The sequence below is a fragment of the Emergencia sp. 1XD21-10 genome (assembly GCF_009936045.1).
Taxonomy (GTDB): Bacteria; Bacillota; Clostridia; order Peptostreptococcales; family Anaerovoracaceae; genus Senimuribacter; species Senimuribacter intestinalis.
The window spans coordinates 111706-132608 of sequence record NZ_QWEQ01000010.1 but is presented as its reverse complement, the minus strand read 5'-3'; the positions used below and the strand labels follow the sequence as shown (position 1 = coordinate 132608).

The 20903-nt window shown below is 43.2% G+C and carries 23 protein-coding genes; all 23 read right to left on the bottom strand.

Annotation, left to right across the window (positions count from 1 at the left end; translation table 11 throughout):
* Window positions 1-21: 21 nt before the first annotated feature.
* A complete protein-coding gene (locus tag D1151_RS07705) occupies window positions 22-912 on the bottom strand; it encodes a DMT family transporter (protein ID WP_160201439.1) in 891 nt (296 codons plus the stop codon).
* On the bottom strand, window positions 909-2036 hold the full coding sequence (locus D1151_RS07700) for a tyrosine-type recombinase/integrase (RefSeq protein WP_160201438.1): 1128 nt from the start codon (window positions 2034-2036) through the stop codon (window positions 909-911). The genes D1151_RS07705 and D1151_RS07700 overlap by 4 nt, the downstream gene beginning before the upstream one ends.
* The gene (miaA, locus tag D1151_RS07695; RefSeq protein ID WP_161908507.1) at window positions 2018-2944 is read right to left on the bottom strand and encodes a tRNA (adenosine(37)-N6)-dimethylallyltransferase MiaA; all 927 of its coding nucleotides are present in this window, start codon (window positions 2942-2944) and stop codon (window positions 2018-2020) included. The genes D1151_RS07700 and miaA overlap by 19 nt, the downstream gene beginning before the upstream one ends.
* A gap of 5 nt (window positions 2945-2949) precedes the next feature.
* Complete coding sequence (gene mutL, locus D1151_RS07690; protein WP_160201436.1) at window positions 2950-4884, bottom strand: DNA mismatch repair endonuclease MutL; 1935 nt, start codon at window positions 4882-4884, stop codon at window positions 2950-2952.
* On the bottom strand, window positions 4877-7510 hold the full coding sequence (mutS, locus tag D1151_RS07685; RefSeq protein ID WP_243151026.1) for a DNA mismatch repair protein MutS: 2634 nt from the start codon (window positions 7508-7510) through the stop codon (window positions 4877-4879). Before mutS ends, mutL begins: the two co-directional genes overlap by 8 nt.
* Window positions 7511-7716: 206 nt before the next feature.
* Window positions 7717-7947: a DUF3791 domain-containing protein gene (locus D1151_RS07680; protein ID WP_160201435.1), complete on the bottom strand. Its 231-nt coding sequence runs from the start codon at window positions 7945-7947 to the stop codon at window positions 7717-7719.
* The gene (locus D1151_RS07675) at window positions 7944-8417 is read right to left on the bottom strand and encodes a DUF3990 domain-containing protein (RefSeq protein ID WP_160201434.1); all 474 of its coding nucleotides are present in this window, start codon (window positions 8415-8417) and stop codon (window positions 7944-7946) included. The genes D1151_RS07680 and D1151_RS07675 overlap by 4 nt, the downstream gene beginning before the upstream one ends.
* The gene (locus D1151_RS07670; protein ID WP_160201433.1) at window positions 8414-8659 is read right to left on the bottom strand and encodes a DUF3791 domain-containing protein; all 246 of its coding nucleotides are present in this window, start codon (window positions 8657-8659) and stop codon (window positions 8414-8416) included. Before D1151_RS07670 ends, D1151_RS07675 begins: the two co-directional genes overlap by 4 nt.
* A gap of 59 nt (window positions 8660-8718) precedes the next feature.
* On the bottom strand, window positions 8719-9174 hold the full coding sequence (locus tag D1151_RS07665) for a GNAT family N-acetyltransferase (RefSeq protein WP_161908506.1): 456 nt from the start codon (window positions 9172-9174) through the stop codon (window positions 8719-8721).
* Between the two features lie 352 nt (window positions 9175-9526).
* Window positions 9527-10717: a pyridoxal phosphate-dependent aminotransferase gene (locus D1151_RS07660; RefSeq protein ID WP_160201431.1), complete on the bottom strand. Its 1191-nt coding sequence runs from the start codon at window positions 10715-10717 to the stop codon at window positions 9527-9529.
* Window positions 10718-10756: 39 nt separating this feature from the next.
* Window positions 10757-11554, bottom strand: coding sequence for a TlyA family RNA methyltransferase (locus D1151_RS07655; protein ID WP_161908505.1), 798 nt, complete (start codon window positions 11552-11554; stop codon window positions 10757-10759).
* Window positions 11538-13382: a 1-deoxy-D-xylulose-5-phosphate synthase gene (dxs, locus tag D1151_RS07650; protein WP_161908504.1), complete on the bottom strand. Its 1845-nt coding sequence runs from the start codon at window positions 13380-13382 to the stop codon at window positions 11538-11540. The genes D1151_RS07655 and dxs overlap by 17 nt, the downstream gene beginning before the upstream one ends.
* Before the next feature lie 21 nt (window positions 13383-13403).
* Complete coding sequence (locus tag D1151_RS07645; RefSeq protein WP_243151181.1) at window positions 13404-14300, bottom strand: polyprenyl synthetase family protein; 897 nt, start codon at window positions 14298-14300, stop codon at window positions 13404-13406.
* 3 nt (window positions 14301-14303) lie between these two features.
* Window positions 14304-14492 (bottom strand): exodeoxyribonuclease VII small subunit, encoded by a 189-nt coding sequence (gene xseB / locus D1151_RS07640; RefSeq protein WP_161908503.1) that lies wholly within the window; start codon window positions 14490-14492, stop codon window positions 14304-14306.
* On the bottom strand, window positions 14489-15634 hold the full coding sequence (gene xseA, locus D1151_RS07635) for an exodeoxyribonuclease VII large subunit (RefSeq protein ID WP_161908502.1): 1146 nt from the start codon (window positions 15632-15634) through the stop codon (window positions 14489-14491). Before xseA ends, xseB begins: the two co-directional genes overlap by 4 nt.
* Window positions 15625-16590: a hypothetical protein gene (locus D1151_RS07630; protein WP_161908501.1), complete on the bottom strand. Its 966-nt coding sequence runs from the start codon at window positions 16588-16590 to the stop codon at window positions 15625-15627. Before D1151_RS07630 ends, xseA begins: the two co-directional genes overlap by 10 nt.
* Window positions 16583-17017 carry a transcription antitermination factor NusB gene (gene nusB, locus D1151_RS07625; protein ID WP_161908500.1) on the bottom strand — a complete coding sequence of 145 codons (435 nt, stop codon included), beginning with the start codon at window positions 17015-17017 and terminating at the stop codon, window positions 16583-16585. Before nusB ends, D1151_RS07630 begins: the two co-directional genes overlap by 8 nt.
* Window positions 17018-17380, bottom strand: coding sequence for an Asp23/Gls24 family envelope stress response protein (locus D1151_RS07620; RefSeq protein ID WP_160201424.1), 363 nt, complete (start codon window positions 17378-17380; stop codon window positions 17018-17020).
* A 471-nt stretch (window positions 17381-17851) separates the two neighbouring features.
* Window positions 17852-18283, bottom strand: coding sequence for a hypothetical protein (locus D1151_RS07615; protein WP_161908499.1), 432 nt, complete (start codon window positions 18281-18283; stop codon window positions 17852-17854).
* Between the two features lie 325 nt (window positions 18284-18608).
* Window positions 18609-19241, bottom strand: a complete 633-nt coding sequence (locus D1151_RS07610; protein WP_160201422.1) for a SpoIIIAH-like family protein — start codon at window positions 19239-19241, stop codon at window positions 18609-18611.
* Window positions 19242-19246: 5 nt separating this feature from the next.
* Window positions 19247-19612, bottom strand: a complete 366-nt coding sequence (locus D1151_RS07605; RefSeq protein WP_160201421.1) for a hypothetical protein — start codon at window positions 19610-19612, stop codon at window positions 19247-19249.
* A 37-nt stretch (window positions 19613-19649) separates the two neighbouring features.
* Window positions 19650-19817 (bottom strand): stage III sporulation protein AF, encoded by a 168-nt coding sequence (locus D1151_RS07600; RefSeq protein ID WP_160201420.1) that lies wholly within the window; start codon window positions 19815-19817, stop codon window positions 19650-19652.
* Entirely contained in the window at window positions 19814-20902 is a 1089-nt protein-coding gene (locus D1151_RS07595) for a stage III sporulation protein AE (protein ID WP_160201419.1), read from the bottom strand. The genes D1151_RS07600 and D1151_RS07595 overlap by 4 nt, the downstream gene beginning before the upstream one ends.
* Window position 20903: the final 1 nt, after the last annotated feature.

Genomic DNA, 20903 nt, shown 5'->3' with positions numbered 1-20903 from the left:
TGCATCATTCTTCACAAAACCTTAAGATTTTCGTTGCATTTGTGAAAGAATGATGGCGCAGAAAATCAGTCCGCAACCGAGATATTCTCTGAAAGCCAGCTTTTCCTGAAAGAAAATCATGCCCGCAATCATGGTAAAGACGGTCTCGCTGGAAAGGAGCAGCGACGCCTTTGCAGGCTCCATATAGCGCTGACCGATGACCTGAAAGGTGTAACCCAGCCCGCAGGAGCAAATGCCACCGTAAAGAAGCGGAACTATAGCCGCCTGCACGTCAGCAAGACTTGTATCTTCAAAAAGAAGAGATATTACGCTACATACAATTCCAGTCACAATAAACTGACAAGAGGAAAACTTGACAGGATCTAATTGCTGCACAAAGTGATCCACCATATAAAAGTAAACAGTATAAAACACGGCTGCAAACAACATCATCATATCACCGCGATTAAAAGCGGCACTGCCGCCGTAAAGGCACATGAAATAAAAACCTGTCATTGCAACCACTACTGCAATCCATACTGTCTTTTCTATTTTTCTCCCCAGAAAAACACCGGCAAGGGGTACTAAAATAATATACAGCGCCGTAATAAAACCTGCTTTTCCAATAGTTGTAAACGGAAGCCCCAGCTGCTGTGCAATCGTAAAAGTCATCAGATTGAGGCCGCACACAATGCTGCCGATTACAAGGGTTTTCGGATTGCGTTCCACTTCCCTTTGCGCCGGACTTTTTCTTTTGTCCACAAATAGCCAGAGTGGAATCAGAGATATGCCGCCTAAGAGACAGCGATAACCGGTAAAGGAAAAGGGCTGCAGATTTTCCGTACCTGCTTTTAGGGCAACCATGGCAAAGCCCCAGATGAAAGCAGCCACAAGAAGGAAAACTGCGCCTTTTAAAGTATTCTTATCTGTCACTTTTCGGTCCTCTCCTTTTCCCATTCCATGCCGCTTACCAAATCACGTTTTACATTTTGCTTGTGCTGTGCGTAAAGCTGGGTTGTCGTCACCTGTTCATGATCCAAAAGAGCTGCCACATCGTAAATCGAATTGCCCCTGCCGATTAAGCTGGTCGCAGCCGTCGCTCTCAGCTTATGAGGGCTGTAACCGGCTTTTGATGAAGTCTTTAATGCAATTGCGGTATATTTCTTTACAAGCTCTCGAATCTGTCTGTCAGTCATACGAGTGCCTTGCAGAGAAAGAAATAATGCGTCGCGGTGGTCTTCTAGCAGAGTTTCCTCCTCAGGTCTTTCATTTGCCAGATAGTCCTCCAATACAGCTGTTACCGACTGGTTTAAAGGCATGATGGATTCCTTACCGCGCTTTCTATAAATCTTAAACTCGCCGCGGGAAAAGTTAAAAGACGAGACATTCAGCTGCTGCAGCTCGGAAAGTCTGAGACCATAGGTCAAGAACAACATCAAAATGGCCTTATCCCGCTTTTTTGTTTTTTGCCAATAGGAATAGGCGTGCTTGGTTAGGCCTGTGCCGTTTGTCACAGCGTCCAGCATAATCATGACCTCATCATCCTGCAGCGCTTTAATCTCCCGTTCTCCTGCCTTCGGTACGCGAATCGGGTCAAAGCCGTCGGTAATATTCTTTTCGAGGAGCTGATCCCTGTACAGCTGCTTAAACATTACTGAGACAGAAGATTTTTTCCTCGCCAGTGTCTTATTGTTGTTTTCATAGACGTAAATGTTTTTTTCTGTTTCTACTTTATATTTTCTGCAGTAATCCAGATAGATATTGATGTCAGCGGCTTTTATTTCGGCAAATTCTTTTAAAGTAATCTGTGAGGTCGTCTCCGCCTTTGTCAAATCCGTTTCAGCAATCAGATAATTGCAGAAGAATTTAATATCGTGCAGATAGGCAAGTCTGGACATAGGCAGCACATTCCCTTTTAGATAGATGAAAAATCCGCGTAAAAACTTGGGAAGTTCCGACTCAATGTCTTCGCACTCTTGAAAAATCTGCGCTTCTTTTTTTACGATATTATCCGGTTTGTCACTTTTATTGTGAATTTTTATTTCTTTTCCAGCCATTTAAAGATCTCCTCAAGACAGCTTTCGTCACTGCCATATTCTGAAATGTTAAACCACTGCATATCCTTATATCGTTTAAACCAGGTCAACTGCCTCTTGGCGTAGTGTCTGGTATTTTTCTTGACTAAATCGACAGCCTCTGCTAAATCGTAGCGTCCCTCCAAATAGCCGATAATTTCTTTGTAGCCGATGCCCTTCATGGAAATATCGCTTTCTGTAAGACCTCTTTCCATCAGCCCTTTTACCTCATCACAAAGTCCCTGCTCCATGAGCAAGTCAACTCTCTGATTAATTCTATCATAAAGCTGCTGTCTGTCTCTGGCAAGCCCGATAAGTCTGGCACTGTAATCAGAGGTCAGCTTTAAATCTGACGCAAAGTCCTTTACTTTTTCTCCCAAAGATGCCGCCTCGATGGCGCGGACTACTTTCTTGATGTTGTTGGGGTGTATCCGTTTTGCGGCTTCAGGGTCCGCTTCTTCCAATTTCTTGTGAAGCCAGGCAGGTCCGTAGGTTTCAGCTTCTTTGTAAAGGCTGTCGCGAAATGCCGTATCACCCGGCGGCGCGCTAAAATCCATATCGTAAAGCAGCGCACTCAGATAAAGACCCGTACCGCCTGCAATGACCGGCGTTTTGCCTTTTGCAAAGATTTCCTCGATGGCGCCTTTCGCCAGCTTTTGATATCTTGCTGCTGAAAAAGCCTCAGTCGGCTCAATTTCGTCGACCAGATAGTGTTTCACACGTCTTCGTTCCTCTGCCGTAGGCTTAGCGCTGCCGATGTCCATGTATTTGTAAAGCTGCATGGAGTCGCAGGAAACCACTTCTCCATCCATATGCAGCGCAGTCTCTATGGCATATTTTGTTTTTCCCACTGCGGTAGGTCCGCAGATTACAATGATTTCCCGGTTCATAACATTTATACTCTCTTAAACATCTTCTCTATTTCGTATTTTGAAAGTCTGATAAAGGTCGGTCTACCGTGAGGGCATGAAAACGGATTTTTACATGCGGAAAGCAGTTTGATAAGTGCTTTCATCTCCTCCATGGAGAGGTTGTCGTGAGCCTTTACCGCCGCTTTACAGGATTTTGTAATCAGTTTGTTTATGACAACGGTATTTTGAATCTTTGTACCATCAGCGACGCTGTCGATAAAGTGTTTCACAAAATCTTCCGCTTCAGAAATAGTCATAAAGGTTGGAATTTCCTTGATAATATAGGAATTCTGCCCGAATTCCTGGACAGCAAATCCCATATCAGAAAGGCAGTCTAGCCAGTCATATTCATTTTCCTTTACAGCCAGAGGTACTTCTAGAAGTATCGGTGTCAGAATAGGCTGGCGCAGCTTTTCTTCCTCCAAATACTCACCGACAAGCTTTTCATAGAATACACGTTCGTGAGCTGCGTGCTGGTCAATCAGATAAAAGTAATTGCCGTCAACAGCCGTGATATAGGTGCCAAATATGGCGCCGGTTAAAGTAAGAACCTCAAAATCAAATGGCTGCATTGCAGGTGTATCAATGGAAAGCACAGGCTTTTCAAGCTCTGTATTTTCAGCTTTCGACTGCGGAAGTTCCGAAAACGCATCGGTTACTTCGTCTGACGGTTTGTTCGCTTCATGGAAGACCTGCGGCATATCATAGGACACTTTTTCTTCGGCAACCTTTAAAGTTTCTCGACGGGTGGATAATATCTGTTTTATGTCTACCCGCGGTTCGGATTTATTTTCAGATTTTTGCTCGTGTTTCTGTTCAGGCTCTGCCTTTGACTTTTGCGGCGGCTCAGGTTCAGAAATTGTAACTTGAGTTTCTACAGGGCGCACGTTCTCCTTTATCGGCGATTTAAAGATGTTTTTGACCTCTGTAACAGCGGCCTTGGCTCCGAGCGCCTGCACAATTCCCTCTGCCACTAAAGCAGTGATATCTTCCTCCTTGTCAAAGCGGACTTCCTTTTTGTTTGGGTGAATGTTGACATCCAGCTTTGCAGGATCTGTCTTGATAAACAAAAATGCAACCGGATATCTGCCGTCAAAAAGTCTTTCTTTATAGCCGGCAGCGACTCCTCTTTCGATGACTTTGCTGGAAACAACCCTTCCGTTGACAAAGAAAATTTGATTTTTCCGATTGGTTCTTGACAGAGATGGTCTTGATATGTAGCCGCTGACCTTACTACCGTCTTTCTCATAAGTAACAGGAACTAAATCCTTGTATTCACTGATTTTATAAACCGCCAGAATAGCAGCCAGCACATCACCTTTTCCGACTGTAGAAAATATGATATTACCGTTATTGATGAAACGAAATTTGACCGCAGGGTAAGCCAGCGCAATCTGGGACATAAAGTCGATAATCTGACCGCTTTCTGCACCATCAGATTTAAGGAATTTGCGTCTGGCAGGAGTATTATAAAACAGATCTGTTACGATAATGGTCGTACCGTCAGGACAGCCAGTTCCACTGTTTGCAATGACTTCGCTGCCGTGGATCAATAGTTTCACGCCCATTTTGGCATCCTTTGTCTTAGTGATAAATTCCGTATGGGTTACTGCGGCGATGCTGGCAAGAGCTTCACCACGAAAGCCTAGGGTTTCGATAGCATCCAGATCTCTTGCTGTAGAAATTTTGCTGGTTGCATGGCGAAGAAAGGCTGTTTCTGCCTCTTCCCGCGGTATACCGCAGCCGTTATCAGTGACACGAATATAGGTTTTTCCACCGTTTTTTATCTCCACTATGATTGAGTCAGCGCCTGCATCAAGGGAATTTTCTACAAGTTCTTTAATAATGGAGACTGGTCTTTCGATGACTTCTCCAGCAGCGATTTTATCAGCGATGTTCTTTTCTAAAACTTTAATCATCGATTGCTTCCTTTAACTCTTCTAAAATACCAATAGCTTGCGAAGGCGTAATTTCCATCAGATTCAGTTTGCGAATCCGGTCTACTACAGGATTTGGTCCTGGGGTAAAAAAGGAAATTTGTTCCTCAACAGAAACTGCCGCAGGCTCTTTTGCAGCGGTTTGCACATATGTATATGGGGATATTTCTATGCTGCCTGCTTCCAATTGCTCCAGCTTTTTCTGGGCATTTTCAAGAAGCGGACTTGGTACCCCTGCTAGTTTTGCTACATGAATGCCATAGCTTCTGCTGGCAGAGCCGCGCACAATTTTGTGTAAAAATACGATGTTTCCATTTTCTTCTGAAACATCCACATTGAGATTGCAAACCCCCGGTATCTGCTCTTCCAGTGCAGTCAGCTCGTGATAATGGGTCGCAAATAGGGTTCTAATATGGGTAGCTTCATTGCAGAGGTAATCCACAGCAGCCCAAGCGATGGAAAGTCCGTCGTAGGTGCTTGTTCCCCTGCCGATCTCATCGAGAATAATCAGGCTTCGCTCTTTGGAGCAGCTGAGAATATAGGCGAGTTCGCTCATTTCTACAAAGAATGTAGACTGTCCCTGTGCCAGATTATCAGAGGCTCCGATTCTAGTGAAAATCCTATCTACGACACCGATTCTGGCGTACTCACAAGGGACAAAACAACCCGCCTGCGCCATCAGTACAATGAGTGCGGTCTGCCGCATGTAAGTAGATTTACCAGCCATATTAGGTCCGGTGATGACCAGCATACTGGTGTCTGTGTTGTTCAAATAGGTATCGTTGCATACAAACATACCATCTGTAATCATCTGTTCGATAACCGGGTGTCTGCCCTTTTCGATCTGCAGTTCAAAACTTTCGTCGATAATTGGCTTTACATAGCCCAGCTTATTGCTGACATTGGCAAAACTGCAAAGGACATCCAGCTGCGCAATAGCTTGAGATGTTTGCTGAATTTCTCTGATAAAGGCTTGAATTTTATTTCTGATTTCTGTAAAAAGTTCATATTCCAGCTGGTTAATTTTCGTCTCCGCATTGAGAACCAGATTTTCCATTTCCTTCAGCTCCGGCGTGATGTAACGCTCATTATTGACAAGGGTCTGTTTGCGGATATAGTCCTCGGGAACCAGCGCAGCATTGGCTTTCGTTACGTCAATATAATAACCGAAAACCTTATTAAAACCGACCTTTAAGGTACGAATGCCCGTTCGTTCTCTCTCAGTATTTTCTAAATTTGCAATCCACTGTTTGCCGTCTTTGATGGAAAACTTGATATCGTCAAGTTCTTTGGAATAGCCTTCTTTAATCAGCCCACCTTCTTTGATGGCAAATGGCGCATCTTCTCTGATGGCGCTTTCTATCAGGGTATAGATTTCTTCTAAATCATAAATCTGAGCAGAAAGCTGCTGCAACAAGGCTGAATCTACGTACTGCAGGCTGTCTTTAATTTCAGGCAGCACAAAGACCGAGCTTTTCAGTGCAATCATGTCCTTGCCGTTGGCATTTCCTGACGCAATTCTTCCGGCAAGCCGCTCAAAGTCATAGACCTGTTTCAGTGCTTCGCGCAGGTTATTCTCTAAAATCGGCTGCTCGGAAAGTTCCGATACTGCGTCGAGGCGCAGATTGATTTCGGCGGCATTGTTCAAAGGTTCCCTCAGCCACTGTTTCAGTTTACGGCATCCCATAGCCGTTGCCGTCTTGTCCAAAACGCCCAGGAGCGAGCCCTGAACTCTTTTATCGTATAATGTCTCTGTAATTTCAAGGTTTCTGAGTGTCGCCTTGTCGAGAGACATGTGTTTTCCTATTTCATAAAATCTGCACTGAGTCAGCTGTGAAAGGTTTTGCTTCTGGGTTTCCAGCAGATATGAAAGCAGCGCCCCAAGAGACAGTACGCACAAGTCTCTTCCCGAAAGTCCTAAACTTGTCAGCGAAACCTGGCTGAATTGAGCCTTAATTGCGTCCTCAGCGGCTTTTTGCGCATAGTAGGATTCATTCCTTGCAAAGACAAAAGCGCCAGTGACAGCTTTGATTTCGTCACAGTCTATGATGGACTGTGCACCTTCGTTTATCATGATTTCTTTTGCATCGATTTTGGCAAGCTCATTGAGCATATTCTGTGCAAAATTTAGTCCGGAAAGTTCTTCTGTTGTATAAAGCTCACCTGTTGAAATATCACAGTAAGAAATGGACATACCCTTCTTGTCCAAATATACCGAAGCCAGATAGTTATTTTCGTTTTCCTTCAGCATGGTCTGTGAAGTCACCGTGCCTGGTGTAACAATCTGTATAACCTCACGTTTTACAATACCTTTAGCGGCAGCAGGATCTTCCACCTGTTCGCAGATGGCTACTTTGTATCCTTTTTCTACAAGACGAGCGATATAGGTATCAGCAGAGTGAAACGGCACGCCGCACATAGGAGCTCGCTCCTCCTGCCCGCAGTTTTTGCCGGTTAAAGTCAGCTCCAGTTCTCTGGACGCAAGTTTGGCGTCGTCGAAGAACATCTCATAAAAATCGCCCAATCTAAAAAAGAGAATACAATCCTGATATTCTGCCTTAATTTCTAAATATTGCTGCATCATTGGTGATAGCTTGTTTTTTGCCATGAAAGTATTACTCCTTTTTTATAGTTCATTTCTTCTAAAAATAGTCCGAAAATGTATAGAGGAGATTGTCCATACAGTCCGGTTTCGTCGTCGGCAAGCAGCGCACCTGTGTTAGACTTATAAAATCGTTCCAGCGCCTGCTCCTCAGTTATTTGAAATTCCTTTGCAATCATCTCTACGATGAGCAGAAAGTTTGAAAAGATAGCTTACTCATAAAATTTCTCCGAATATCCATTTAGTTTTTCAAAATATAAATCCTCTGCCAAATACTGATCGCTCATGCAGTGCATATCGGAAACGCCTTCACTTAGAAGCTCATAAGTCTTTGAATGATAAAAAAACGATAATGCTTCACGCTTTGTTATATTTGAAAGTGCTGCAAAGCGGCTGATAACACGGGCGTATTTCATCTGCAGCAAAATGGGATTTGCATTCATATCGAATCACTCCTTTCAAATTTCAAGCATTTTTCTATCATATCTTGACTTCTAAAACAAATTTGCAGGTTTGGATCCTCAAATTTCAGCCGTTTCAGAGCTTCAGTTTTGTCGATTAAACCATCGAAATACAGCTCTATCGTATTGAATACTTTATCGTTGGCAACACCGCCGATTACCATATCATAGTCGGTCTTGTCCTGACCGTTTCTGCACGCCAAAACAAAATCCAACCAGGATTCAGAGTAACTTTCAAATCTCAATATCTTGAATTGATGACTTTCTAACTCACAAAACTGATACTGGTTGAGAATGGCCTGCTGGTCACGCCGCTTAAATTTTTGACACCAGTTTTCAGCCTGTGCCAGAATCGGTGTCGTATAAAACCCTTTTCCAAAATCTACATTCAATCTAGAAAACTGAATATCGGGGTATTTAATTTCTGTATTAGAACCATGGTATAAAATCATATTTTTATTCCTTTTTCGTTCAGGAGCGACAGAATGTCTTCTAAAATATATTCTTTGCTCTGGGTATGAAGAATCGGATAATTTGGGATAATGTAACTATAAAGAATATCGCTGTCTTCCGTAAAAGCCTTAAATATCCTCTGGCTGCCTACACTTAGTTTCTTTTCCAGATTCTCAACACAAAATACAGCAAATTCAAGTTCCTCTTGGCTGATGTCATGTTCTTTTTCTCTAGACGCCATTTCCTCATCTCCATTTCCTATAATACTTAATTATACCAAAAAACACGCTATAATAAAAGTCAAAATCCGGTTTTTGTTTCGTACATACGAATCTCGGCCCCATCGTCTTCTTTGATGATTCCATAGAACGCCCAGCCGCATTTCTCGTAGAATTCAGTATGATCTGTGATGAGATATAGTTTGTCAAAACCTGCTGCTTGGGTTTCTTTTCTCGCAAAATCCATCAGCTTTTTCGCTAAACCTTGTTTTCGATAGGGCGGTTCAACAAACAGCGCGCACAGGTTTGGAGTTAAATCCTTTCTCTGATGAAAGTCATTTTCGATGATACCTGCGCCGGCAATAGTACTCTCTTTCTCATCTAAAATAACAAACCATTTCGGAATTCCGACAGGATTACCAATATATGCTTTCATACTTTCCATGTATGCTTCTAAAGGCACGCCCCATTTGTCCGAAAACCAAGAGGCAGCTTCGACTAAAAGCTGTGGATTATCGCAAATTGTTTTGATTTCCATTTATATACACTACCTTCCATTTAAAACAAAAGGGACACAGAATTATCCATGCCCCTTGCTTATCTTTTTTATCAACATTGACAAAATCAAAATATTTTTCGTTTTTTGTCAATAAATCAGGTAAAAACACCTCAATTTCCCTCAATTTTCTCGAAGTTTTTGACAGAATTGACAAGAATCTTAGAATCTGTCAATTTTAGCAATGTTTTAACCCGATTTCTTTGACAGAATTGACTAAATCATGATTTTTTGTCAATTTTGTCAAGGCAGCCGCTGAGTCGATGCACAAACTTCTCGGATTACAATGTTCCACAGCTTATGCAGATTCTGCAGCTTGGTACTCTCGCAGTGCTTATCTCTTGTTATAAGCCTCGATTCCCAATCTGATCAGCTCTACGCCTCTTCTCATATCTGCCTGATTCAGCACGTATGCGATACGCATTTCATCTTTACCAAGACCTGGTGTTGCATAGAAACCTTCAGCAGGTGCAAACATAACAGTTTCACCGTTATCTTCAAACTCAGTCAGAAGGAACATCAGGAAGTCTTCTACACTGTCCACAGGAAGTTTTGCAGTCATATAGAATGCGCCGCCAGGCTTTCTGCAAACAACGCCAGGAATCTTCATCAGTTCTTCGTATACGACGTCTCTTCTTCCGCAGTATTCAGCTTTTACTTCATCGTAGTAAGAAGCTGGCAGTTTAAACAGTGCAGCAGCGCCAACCTGGTCAACGGTGGATACGCAAAGTCTGCCCTGTGCAATCTTCATCACGCTCTGCATAAATTCCTGATTCTTGGAAACCAGCAGACCGATTCTTGCGCCGCAAGCGGAGAATCTCTTGGAAACGGAGTCAATGATGATAACTCTGTCTTCTACGTCCTTGACCTGACCGAAGGAAACGGCTTCTCTTCCGTCATAAGCAAATTCTCTGTATACTTCGTCCGCGATAATCCACAGGTCGTGTTCCTTTGCGATATCGCCGATCAACTGCATTTCTTCTTTAGTAAGTACAGTACCGGTTGGATTACCTGGGTTAATGCAGCAGATAGCCTTCGTTTTTTCTGTAATCAGCGGTTCAATCTGCTCTCTCTTTGCATAATGATAGCCTTCCTCTGCTTTTGTAGTAATAGGAACAACCTTACCGCCTGCAGAAGTAGCAAATGTATGGTAGTTGGTATAGAACGGTTCTGCGATGAGAACTTCGTCACCTTCATTGAGCAGTGCCAGGAAAGTCATGGTCAGTGCTTCAGAACCACCGGTTGTAACGATCATATCGTTTCTGCCGATTTCCATACCGTAAGTTTTGAAGTAATCAGATACAGCGTCCTGCAGTTCAGTAATACCGCCGGATTCAGCATAAGCGATTACTTTGTTTTCATAAGCTCTGATTGCATCCATAAAGCATGCCGGTGTTTCTACGTCCGGCTGACCGATGTTCAGGTGATAAACTTTCTTACCTGCGTCCTTTGCTTTCTGTGCAATCGGGTTGAATTTTCTGATTGGTGAAAACTGCATTGCTTCCACTTTGTTTGATAATTTCATTTCTCTCGATCTCCTTGTTTTCCTAAAAAATATACGTGCTTATTCTAACTCTGCATGAGAGTTTTCAACCACTTCTTGTATACATGATACATTATAACACATTTCCCTTGATTTGGAAAGATGTAAAAGATATTCTATATTACCTTTTGCGCCGGTAACCGGAGAAAATGTCAAACCATGGGCATATAGACCGTTAGCCTCCCCATAAGAAATCACATTTTCGATGACTTCTCTGTGAACATTTCGATCTCTGACAATACCTTTTTTGCCAACCTGCTCTCTTCCGGCTTCAAACTGCGGCTTTACGAGGCAGACGATCTCCCCGGCATCTGCAAGAACAGCAGCCGCCACAGGAAAAATCAACCGCAGAGAAATAAATGACACATCAATACTGATAAAATTGATAGGTTCTGCAATCAAATCGGTATCCAGATAGCGGACGTTACATTTTTCCATATTGACGACTCTCTCGTCATTTCGAAGTTTCCAGTCCAGCTGTCCATAGCCCACATCGATGGCATAAACTTTGGAAGCACCGTTTTGCAGCATGCAGTCGGTAAAGCCGCCAGTGGAGGCACCGATGTCCATGCAGACTGCCCCATTAAGTTGCAGATTAAAATGCCCCATAGACTTTTCAAGTTTCAAGCCGCCTCTGCTCACATAAGGACAGAGATTCTCTTTTACGAAAATCTCTGCCTCCGTATCTACCTGATTTCCCGCTTTATCGCTGCGCTGTCCATCGACATAGACAATCCCTGCCATGATGGCAGCTTTTGCCCGCTCGCGGGACTGATAATATCCTTTTTTTACTAATAAAATATCAAGCCTTTCTTTCAAGGTGTTCACAAATCCTTTCTGCAATGGACGCCGTATCAAGTCCGTACTTATGATACAAATCGTCACAGCTACCATGTTCTATAAACTGGGCAGGCCATCCAAAACTGAGTACATCACTGCACCCTGTCTCTGCCCGAAATCCTTCGCCAAAGCCTCCGGCAAGGAGATTATCTTCTAAGGTTACAATTGTTTTATTTTTTTCAAGGCAAGACAAATCCATCGGCTTTACACAGCCTACTTCGATGATGCCTGCTTCAATTCCTTTCTCCAAAAGAACCACCCGGACCTCCTCTGCAACAGTGGTCATCTTCCCCACTGCCCAGATATCAACGTCTTTACCTTTTGTCTTGCGTCGGTTTTCTCCGGCATACGGCATCAGATTTGCAGTATCAAAGTCGCAGACGCCTCTCGGATAGCGAATTGCTACAGGTGTACCAAGGGAGAGTGCATAACTCAGCATAGTGCAAAGCTGAGTACCGTCTCTTGGAGTCAACACGGTCATATTTGGAATCGATCTCAAATATGAAAGGTCGAAAACACCATGGTGTGTTTCTCCGTCCGCGCCTACAATCCCTGCCCTGTCGATGGCAAAGACTACTGGCAGTTTCTGCAGACAGACATCCTCAATAATCTGATCGTACCCTCTTTGCAAGAAAGAGGAATAGATGGCAACCACCGGCTTCATACCGGCTTTTGCAAGACCTGCTGCAAAAGTTACGCCATGAGCTTCTGCGATACCTACATCAAAAAATCTGGTCGGATACCGCTTTGCAAAAGCCCCGAGACCTGTAGCATCACACATGGCAGCAGAAATAGCAACAATTCGTTCGTCTTCCTCAGCAAGCCCCACTAAAGCACTGCCAAAGACTTTGGAGTAGGTTCGCTCTGCCTGCTGCAGAGCAGCGCCGGTTTCCGGATTGAAAGGTCCGATTCCGTGAAATTTATTGGGATTAATTTCCGCCGTCCGATAGCCTTTTCCTTTTTTTGTTATAATATGGATGAAAACTGGGCCGTCAATATTCTTTGCGATCTGCAGCACATCTAAAAGTTCCTCCAGATTATGTCCGTCCACCGGTCCCAAATAGGTAAATCCCAGTTCTTCAAAGATGACGCCCCCTGACAGCAACGCATATTTTAACCTGTCCTTTGCATGCGCCAAATTGGAACTGATATCGTTTCCGATGACAGGAATGCTGCCCAGTGCTTTCTTGATAGCTTTTTTTGCATGAAGATAACTGTTAGAGGTCCGAAGCTTCGACAGATGCTGCGATACGCCGCCAATGTTTCTTGAAATAGACATGCCGTTGTCATTGAGCACCACAATCATTTTGGACTTAGAAGCCCCTACATTGTTCAATGCTTCATATGCCATACCGCCGGTGAGAGAACCATCACCGATGACTGCAATGACTTCATGGTCTTCGCCTTTTAGATCTCTCGCAGCAGCCATGCCCGCAGCAGCGGAAATTGAGGTACTGGAATGTCCAGTCTCATACACGTCGTGAACACTTTCCTTAGTCTTTGGAAATCCGCTGATTCCGCCCATCTGGCGCAAATGGTCGAATTCTGAAGCTCGTCCGGTTAAAATTTTGTGTACGTAGGACTGGTGCCCTACATCCCAAATAATTTTGTCCTTCGGGCTGTCAAAGACCTTGTGCAAAGCAATCGTTAGTTCCACTACGCCAAGATTGGAGGCCAAATGGCCTCCTGTCTTTGATACCTTATCTAATAAAAAATCCCGTATAGCATAACTCAAAAGAGACAGCTCATCCTTGTCCATCTTTTTCAGGTCGTCCGGAAACTGATACTGTTCCAGTTCATTACTCATTCAAATTCTCCGTTTTATCCTTTATTTTGTGCGGTTTTCCAGTCTCAAAACCAAATCTCTGAAAAACTCCGCATTGTCGTAATATTTTTCAATGGATTCCACAGCGTTTATGGTCAATTCTTTGAGGCGCTGCTCTGAAGCCTCCATGCCGTTTAAGGCAACATAGGTAATTTTTTCACATTCTGCGTCTTTTCCGGTGTTTTTGCCCAGTTCTTCTACATTGCCTTTGATGTCTAAAATATCGTCGGCAATCTGGTAAGCAAGCCCCAGATTCTCCGCATAGCAGGTCAAATCTTTCATCATCTCTTCGTCAGCGCCGCCAAGGTAAAGTCCTGCTCTGATGGCTGCTACAATCAGGGCTCCTGTTTTATTGATGTGAATGTATTCCAGCATTTCGTTGGAGCATTGTTTGTGTTCGGAGTCTATATCCGAAGCCTGCCCTGCGACCATGCCCTGCACGCCGGAGTGCTTGACGATGGTGTAGGATGCGTTGATACGTTTTTTTAACTCCTTCATATTATCAAAGAACAAGAACATGTCCTTGCTCATAATTTCAAAAGCAGTGGTCAGAAGACCGTCCCCGGCAAGTACCGCAATGCCGTCGCCAAAGACCTTGTGATTGGTCGGAATGCCGCGGCGTAAATCATCGTTATCCATAGCCGGCAAATCGTCATGAATTAAAGAATAGGTGTGAATGTACTCGATAGCGCAGGCATAAGGCAATGCGTCTTTTGCGTTTCCACCTGCAAACTCACAGGCAGCTAAAAGCAGCACAGACCGTATCCGCTTTCCGCCAGCCATCAAGGAATACTTCATTGAGTCATAGAGAACGCTGCTCTTGGTGTCAATGCTCGGCATAAAATCCAATAGGTACTCGTTAATCATTTCTTTGTATTCATCATAATTTTCTCGCATCATGGGTTACACCTCTCCTTCAAAGGTTTCGATTTTCTGTTTCGCTTGTTCCAAAATATCGCTGCAGGTTTTGTAATACTTCATGCCTTCCTCATAACAGGAAATGGCTTCTTCAAGGCTTGTCTCTTGAGATTTGATTTTTTCTGCCATAGTCTGCAGTTCACGCAACGCCTTTTCAAAATTCCCCTGATTCATCGCTGGTTTCCTCCTATTTCTGTAATCCTGCATTTGGCGAAACCGTCCTGCAGGGTAATTTTATATTCTTGCTTTTCGCAAAGCTGGCTGATTGCGGAAATGACTTTACCATCCTCATCTGTAAGGACGCTGTAGCCATTTTCCAGAATCTGCGTTGGATTGTTCTCCTCAAGAAGCAGTTTGGACTGTGTAAGCTCATTCTCCAGCTTGGCAATCTGCCCATTTAAGCAGTTTTTCATCTCCTTTGCCAGATTGTCGATGAGCAGCCTGTGATACATCAGCTTGTTGGAAAGCTGAATGTAGAGATGTTCCTTTAAATCTTCCATTTGCTTTCGCATTTGCTCCGTATCGGGTACAACAAGCTGCGCCGCTGCGGTCGGAGTCTCAGCCCGCAAATCCGCCACAAGATCAGCTATGGTGAAGTCTATTTCGTGTCCCACAGCAGAGATAATAGGAATTTCCGAGCGATAAATGGCTCTCGCCACGTTTTCCTCGTTAAATGCCCAAAGGTCATCGGCAGAGCCGCCGCCCCTTCCTACAATCAGTGTATCGATATCATCAAAATTCTCATTGATATAGTCAAGCATAGCGGCAATATCCGCAGAAGCCGCCTCTCCCTGCACAAGCACCGGAAAGATCATCACATCGACAAGGTGATTGCGGCCTTTTAAGATTTTGAGAATATCCTTGACCGCCGCTCCCGTGGCAGAAGTTACAATGCCGATTTTGTTCGGATACTTTGGTATAGGTTTCTTGTGGGACTGGTCAAAGAGTCCTTCCTTGCTCAGCTTTTCTTTCATCTTTTCAAAGGCGATAGCAAGGTTTCCCTCCCCTGAAACCTCCACGATTTTTACGTAGAGAGAATAAGTGCCATTCTTTTTAAAGACACTGACACTGCCAGTCAAGGTCACTTCCATGCCGTCTTCCAGTGGATAATGCAAGCTCATGGCGTAATCCCGTGGTAAAAAACAGTTGATTTTGCTCGTCGCGTCTATAATGGAAAAGTACACATGTCCGCTGCCGTGATACTTCAAATTGGAAATTTCACCTTTCACTACTACAGCGCCAAGAAGCGGATCCGTGCCGATTACCCGGGAAATATATTCATTCAGTTGTGAAACAGTTACCGGTTTTAAAGCCATTGTTTCTTTCCTCCAAGGAGCGCAATGCCTGCCGCATTGTCGGTACAAAGCGCTGGTTCACCGAAGTGAATCTGCATCTTTGAAAGCTTTGTTTCTAAATTTTTTCGTATCAGACTGCTTGCTGAAACACCGCCAGCAAAGAGAATGCTTTCCGTCTGATAGGTGTTTACAAGATATAGACTCATATCACAAATCGCCTCAGAAATTCTTTGAAACAACATAGGAATCAGAACTTCCGGCGCTGTTTCTGTAAGGCTTCTCTGGCATCTTGTCTCTATGCCCGAAAGATTGATATATCCTTCTTCACATTTGATTTTAGGCAGGAAATTATCCTTAACCTGTCCGTCGGCAGCCTGTGCTGCCACTGCTATTTCGTCCAAAGACTGACCACACGGAAATTCCATGCCCAGTGCAACGCCTACCCTGTCCAGCACTTGCCCAAAGGCTAAATCCTTTGAACCACCTACGATGGAAATTCCATCTTCGCTCACCAGCAGCGCCTCCGTGGTGCCGCCGGAAAAATGAAAAGAAATAAAGCGATTCGCCTCTGCAAGCGGCGAACGCCAGCGCGCTGCTTCGATATGCCCTTCCTGATGGGAAAAGGTATAACACGGCACGCCAAGAGCCGCTGCGATGGATTTTGCTGTAGAAAGCCCCGCCAAAAAGCAAGGCATATAGGAGCCATCTACAGGTCTTGGCTTTTCCGACACGCTGATGCAGGCAATTTCTGCTTCTTCTTCCCGGCGCAGCTTTGCTAAAGTTTCAAAGGTTTCTTCAAGGAGATGCGGCAGATTCTGCACATGCTGAAAAAGCGCCGCCGACTGCCTCAGCCCCCGCTCACCTTTCTTTACAGTCAGATACTGCTGCAGATTGGATAAAATTTCGCCGCTATGGTCTGTCAGGGCTACAGAAGTCTTATAATTGCTGGTGTCAATGCCAAGAGACAGCTTACGCATGTTCTTCCTCGTAAGACACTGCAGCAGGTTCTGCTGCCAGTTCCTCTGCAATTCTTCCCAAAATGCCGTTGACATATTTTCCTGAATCATCGGTTCCATATTTTTTCGCTAAGTCTACAGCCTCATTGATGGATACTGCCGCAGGAACTTTACCATAGCGCATCTCGCATACTGCAAGACGCAGCACCGCAAGGTCGGTCTTTGGCATTCTTTCGATTTTCCATTTTGTGCTGTACTTTCTAAGTAAATCGTCAACTTCGTCTTTTTTGTTGCATAGCAGCGAATGTAGCTCATTGCAGTATTCCTTCTGGTCTCTGATCTTCTCCTGACTCATGAAATCAGTTCTACTGTTTACATCAAAATCTCCACAGGCTTCCATCTGAAAAAAAACCTGCATCATAAATTCTCTGGCTTCTGTTCTTGTCATCTAGTTCTTATCTTCCTCTCCGGGCAGGCTCACGCCCTGTACATGTATGTTTACTTCTTTTACTTTCAGACCTGTGACTGATTCAATCTCGCTCTTGACATGGCTCTGAATATCCCAGGCAAGCTGAGGTATCTTGACTCTGTACGCTACGATGACGTAAACGTCCAGAGAAATTCCTTCTTCGTCGCGGGACAGCTTAATCCCTTTGCCTTCCGGCTCTTTTCCCAAAATATTGATGGAAAGATTATCTGTAAAACCTCCGGCAAGCTGACATACGCCTTCAATCTGCAAAGCGGCGCTGGCCGCACAAGCTGTAATCACATCGTCAGAAATCTTAACGGTGCCAATATTTTCTTCCTGCATACGTAACCTCTATTCATTCAAAATTTGTCATCGGCAGCGCCGGTATAAATCTCTGCATTCATTATATCATTATTCAGAGACCTTCGCAATGTTTCGGGGAAAGAAAACCACAGGCATACTTGCGAAATTAAGATTGCACAAACCACCTGGTTTGCATGAGCTTTAGATGAAAATAGCAGGGTTTAACTTATACGAGAATTACATTAGAAAAATGTATAAGAAATTCTTTAAAACTTAACCGAAAATCTAAGAATCTGAGAAAAATGTATAAGTTTGTTGTGATAATCGGGTCAATTGAGCCCATTTTAGTGATAAAACTTTCCATTTACGTAAAATTACCGTATGCAAATTCACATATCTTGCGGATTATGCAAGTTACACCAACGATATTGACTATAGATTTATACATTTTTGAAGGAAAATCTTAAGGCAGGTTAAAATCCTTTTTTGCCTACCCAAATGATTTGCTTCTTACTTATCCTCAAACTTTGCCTGCGGAAAATCCTCGAGCCAAATCCCTCTATGTTTTTTTCCGTTTTTACTGACTTTCACTCTAGGATGACATTGGATTATCACTTGTTTTCCGTCTTTCCAAAAATATAGTCTATAAAACATAAATCCATATACAACTTTAATAATATCTCCAGCAGAAAACCTGCGTATTTCGCCTTTGAAATTCAGCAAATATATCTCAGCACCACGAATCTCAATCCAGCAGCAAAAATTACCCGTTACAGGATGGAAATTTAAAATAATCATTCCAATGTCTATAAGAAAGAAAACTATATTTAAGACGTCTATCCCATAGAAAAATACGCAGCATAGATCAATCAAGAAAATCGCTGTAAGTATACACAATATAATTGCTTTTTCAATACGAATGTAACGTCTAAGTTTTTCCATTTTTATAAATCCAAATTCTCCAAAACCTCTAAAGTATGTGTTTCATTGCAATGCAGGATTGCACCAAGTCTTACAGTATCCTGCGCAAATTATATTCTTCAGATTTCTCTGGACATCCGCTGATGTATTATATAAAACGCCCCATCGCTAGTCAGGTTTCCACTTTCATCATACCTTGTTTCGGTCCATCTGTAAAGGATTTTGCTTCCTCTCTCAAACACATCTTATGGATTCAGCTATGTAAAAAAGCCACATTGTCTTGGTGTGGCTTTTTGATTTTATTTATATTATTTATATAAGTATTTGCTATTATTTAGAAAATGCTTTAGTAGTTACTCTGAATAATGATTTTATCGGCACCTCTGCCTGTTTCTGCCATGACAATATTGCAGATTTTGGCTACAGTGTTTTGTGTCAGTTCCTGCTCATCGACAGTTACGGTGATGGTGCTTTCTGTGATGATAACAAGGCATTCCGGCAGATTTTTGCTGCTGATCAGACTTTCGATAGAAACTTCCTGTTCCATATATTTGGTCAGTTTTTCTTTGTTTGCCACAGCGTTATTCTTCTCTGCGTCGTTAGTGGAATTCTTGATGGTGCTGTCATAGCCTGCAATCAGTTCATTTCTTTCAAGATCTAGTTTTGCTCTTTTTTCCGCAAAGGTATTGCCCTTTGTAGCGGCATCTCCTTCGCCATCTTCACCATTCACGTCATCCCCTGCAGTTTTTTCAGTCTTTTCACTGTCTCCATCAGTACTGCTTTCAGAATTCGAATCCTCCTCAACCTGCGCAATGTTGCGGCTGTCCACAAGAACATCTCCGTCGTGAAGTGGAATATTGTTAGCTTTGACTTCCGTCACAACAAGTCCTGCACAAAATACCAAGGCTAAAGCGGCAACTGCCACATTTTCTTTCTTATTAAAAAATCCTTTTAAATCTAGTTTAAATTTCTTTTTCATCTTTCTCAATCCTCCTGACTTTTTTCAAATACCATTACGCTGGAAACCGGCAAATCAAATAAGGTTGCTACCCCTTTTACAATATCATTTTTTACTACAGGGTCACTCGCACCCTCGGCAGTTACGATTACTCCGGTTACCGCACGATTCTCATCGTACTCCATCATCACATTGACATCACCCACTCCTTTGATTTCCGATAAAAAGCTGCACAGCATGGTTTCTGTGGCGCCATCGTCATCGGTCACCTGCTTTCTGCTGTCGTTGTCATCAGTTAAAACGCTCATAGTCAAAAGAAATACCGAGGCGATAAGCAAAAGCGTAATGATCTTGACTATGGTATCTTTTGTGATTTTTAGCTTCTCAAACATAATACCCTCTCTTAAAAAATATTTTTTATCTGTCTATTTATTCCAAAAAACTTGCCAGCGGTGATAAAATTGTCGCCAGTACGATGATAGAAAAAATAAACTTCAGATACTTTGCCATGGAACTTTCTGGCAGCAAAATCTCCAGAAAGGTAATCGCTAAAATTACGATGAAAATGTCTTTGACCCATGCTGTAATCACGCTCATATGCTGCCTCCGAGACGAATAATGGATGTAATAAAAATGATAAACAAAAGTGATGCAAAGAACACGATAGCGCCCATGGTAACAAGACACGTGCCAATGTCTGAAACCCCTGCGGCAATTTTCTTTGAGGCGACCGGTTCAATCAGCAGCGCCGTCACTTTATATATGACAGAAATTGCCATGATTTTTAGTATAGGAATCAGCATAAGGGATACAATGAGGAGAATTCCAAAAATCCCTACAATTCCTTTAATTGATCCCATGCACTTGATAAAAAGCTCCACAGTGTCTGCAGTAAACCCACCGACGATGGGAATAAACGCATCCAAGGAATACTTTGCCGTTCCCATAATCAGGCTGTCCGAAGTCTGTGTAATAAGCCCCTGCACAGCGACAATTCCCGACATTAGCGTCAGCACCAGTCCGGTCACAAAGAGCGCCGCCTGTCTCAGAAATTTAGATAAATGGTTTACGTAATCTTTTTCTGTTAAACAATTGAGCAAACTGAGTACCGTCGATAGAAACAGTGCCGGCAGCACGATGTTCTTTAGAATCGATTCAAAAATCGTAATCGCAGTCAATATCAGCGGACTCATAATTGTTCCACCCGTCACCTGTCCCATGGAAATGAGTATGGTTATGAGCACTGGGAGCAAAAGCTCCATCGTGTATGTAATCGTTGCAATCGCGTCAATGGTCATCTGGTAGATGGTCTGAAAATTGCTGACAGCAAGACCGATGATGACGATGCTGCAGACAAGACTTGCAATCTCCGTGACACCTTTTTTTCCAAAGGAGCCAGATAGATTTTTAAGAAGACCGATGACGATGCAGACGGTCAGTATTTCCACACCCACCACCAGTGCCGCCTTTAATTCATAGAGAAACAGCGCCTTTAAACTGGAAATCATATCCTCTGAACTAAAAATGCTCTCCCCATTTAGTGTTGCGTCTACGATTTTATCCAGCGTAAAGTAATCAGAAATTCCCCCGGATAGACCGCTGGCATAATCAGAAAGCGAGTCAGTCTGCTTCTCATCGACGATTTTTTTCATCTGTTCCTTTAAAATTTCATCAAATTCCATA